Origin of the sequence: Mesorhizobium sp. M1A.F.Ca.IN.020.06.1.1 (genome assembly GCF_004023265.1) — a bacterium.
Classification (GTDB): Bacteria; Pseudomonadota; Alphaproteobacteria; order Rhizobiales; family Rhizobiaceae; genus Mesorhizobium.
The window spans coordinates 1-2188 of sequence record NZ_RZSR01000971.1; the positions used below are offsets into that span (position 1 = coordinate 1).

Sequence of the window (2188 nt, forward strand, 5' to 3'; positions counted from 1 at the left end):
CCTTGGACGAAGTCGAACACCGATGCCGGCGGATGGCCTTCGTCGGTGAGCACAGCATCGATAATCTTGGTGGATTCGCCTTTCGAGAAGCCGCGCTTGCGCAGGAACGTCGTCCGATCATCGTCGTTGCGGGCAACAACGCGCTCGCGCGCTGCCTTGATGCCGTTGACGAAAGGCATGGGCGAGGATTCCGCGAACTGGATCAGCGCCGGTTCGGCTTCCAGCGCAAAGCGCGAGGCGGCGTATTTGGAGTGACGGATGGTGATCTCCTGGAAATCCCCGACGCCCCACAGATTGCGATTTTGGCATACGGCACGCAGGTAAAAGCTTGCGATTCCTAGGGTTTTCGAGCCGACCTCGCTGTTCCAGGCATAGAATCCGCGAAAGTAGAGATCCGGTTCGCCGTTGGCCAACCGGCCGGCTTCGATGGGGTTGAGGTCGTCAACCAGGAACACAAAGATGTCGCGGTCCGAGGCATACAGCGTGGTCGTGTCCTTCGAGATGTCGACATTGGGGTTGTAAATGCTGGTCGACCAATCGAGCACGCCGGGCACTTTCCAGCGTGTGTCGCCGGTTCCGTTGCCGGCGATCTTCTGGACCGCCTCGACGAGTTCGTGGTCAAAAATCCTGCCGTAGTCCGGGCCAGTAACTGCTCGAAGCTCAAGGCGGCCGTTCTCGATTTCGAGTGTCTTGACCTGCTCGGCCCGGTGCGTGGAAAGCCCATACTGCAGATTGATGCCGGCAAGCGTGGCCGGAAGCTGCCGAAGATACGTCGCGGGTGCACCGACCAGACTGGCGAGCTGGCCAAAACTCCAATGCGTCGGCGCGACCGGCGCGTGGGCATCCGGCAGCATGAGCGTCAGCCGCTCGGGATTGTCGCGAGATGCTTCGACTCGGATCGCTCCGCTTTCCACGATGCGGGTCTTGCTGCGTTCGGACCGCCGCTTCACAGCATTGTTGAGGTCCGTGAGCGACAGGTAGCGTTCGTCGCCAGGCCGGTTGAACCATTCCGACGACACGCGCCCGATGCGCTGGCCGCGGCTGACATCGACCTTGTAACCGTTGGGCGTCGTGCGTGACGGCGCCAGAATCTCCATATGGGTCATGATCATTCTCCGCGACGGGCGCCGGGAGCCTCTCTCCTGGCCTCGACCCGCCATCGCATCCCTGCCTCCCCTCTGCCTCTCCAGCGCCGGCCAATGCCGGAAGGGCGCCAACGCAGCGACCGCCCATCCCCTAGAAACATCGATCATCCGCATCGAGGGCCTCGGCTGCGTCAGTCATTCTTCGCAAGAACGCAAACTCGGCGACTGCCCTGCTCCGGGTCGCGCGATTATCCAAGCGAGTGGGTTGCGCTTGTTGCAAAGGCGTGACTCAATGGGCTCACAGGGATGCGGCGGCGACCTGGAGCTTTGGAGGTGATGCGGCGGTTCAGGATTGGTGGTTCGGTCTACGCGGAGGACGCACCTGAGCTTCAGGAAGCTCTGACGGCCGCTCATCAACGGCACGAGCGGCCGTTGTGCATGTGCCGGGGCGACGGACTGCCCATGTACATCGCGCGCATGGGCAGCCTTTACGTGATCAAGCGCATGCCGCTCAGCGGCGGCGAGCACGATCCCTCCTGTGCGTCTTACGAGTCGCCATACGAGCTTTCGGGTCTTGGTGCCCTGATGGGCAGCGCCATACAGCTCGACCCGCAGAGCGGGATGGCGGCGCTGAAGCTGGATTTCAGCCTGTCGAAGATCGGCAGTCGCGCGGCCTCGCCGCAGGCTAGTCCGGGCTCAGACAGCGTTTCGGGTGAGGCGAAAAAGCTGTCGTTGCGCGGGCTGCTGCATTATCTGTGGCACGAGGCGGAGCTGACGGTCTGGACATCGCTTTGGGCGGGAAAACGTCATTGGTGGAATGTGCAATGGCACCTGCGTGAGGCTGCAAAGCAGATGATCGTTAAGGGCCGCCCGCTTGCCGAGACGCTGTATGTACCGGAGACGTTCCGAGCCGAGAAAAAAGACGCGATCGAAAGGCGTCGCGCTGAAGCGCTGGCGCCGCTGGCGACTTCGGGATCGGGTCCACGCAAGCTGATGATCCTTGTCGGCGAGGTGAAGGAGTTCGAGCCGGCCCGTGCCGGCCAGAAGCTCGTCATCCGCCACATGCCCGGCTTTCCGTTCATGGTCGAGGATGACTCGTATCT

General features: G+C 62.3%; 2 protein-coding genes. One reads left to right on the forward strand and one right to left on the reverse strand.

Features of this window, described 5'->3' with window-relative positions; genetic code table 11:
- Positions 1–1106, reverse strand: a 1106-nt coding sequence (locus EOA60_RS29705; RefSeq protein ID WP_128312377.1) for a DUF932 domain-containing protein, incomplete at its 3' end; no start/stop codon positions are given.
- A gap of 315 nt (positions 1107–1421) precedes the next feature.
- On the opposite strand from EOA60_RS29705, the gene EOA60_RS29710 reads away from it, so the two are divergent.
- A partial coding sequence (locus EOA60_RS29710) for a DUF1173 family protein (protein ID WP_245502642.1) occupies positions 1422–2188 on the forward strand: 767 nt, incomplete at its 3' end.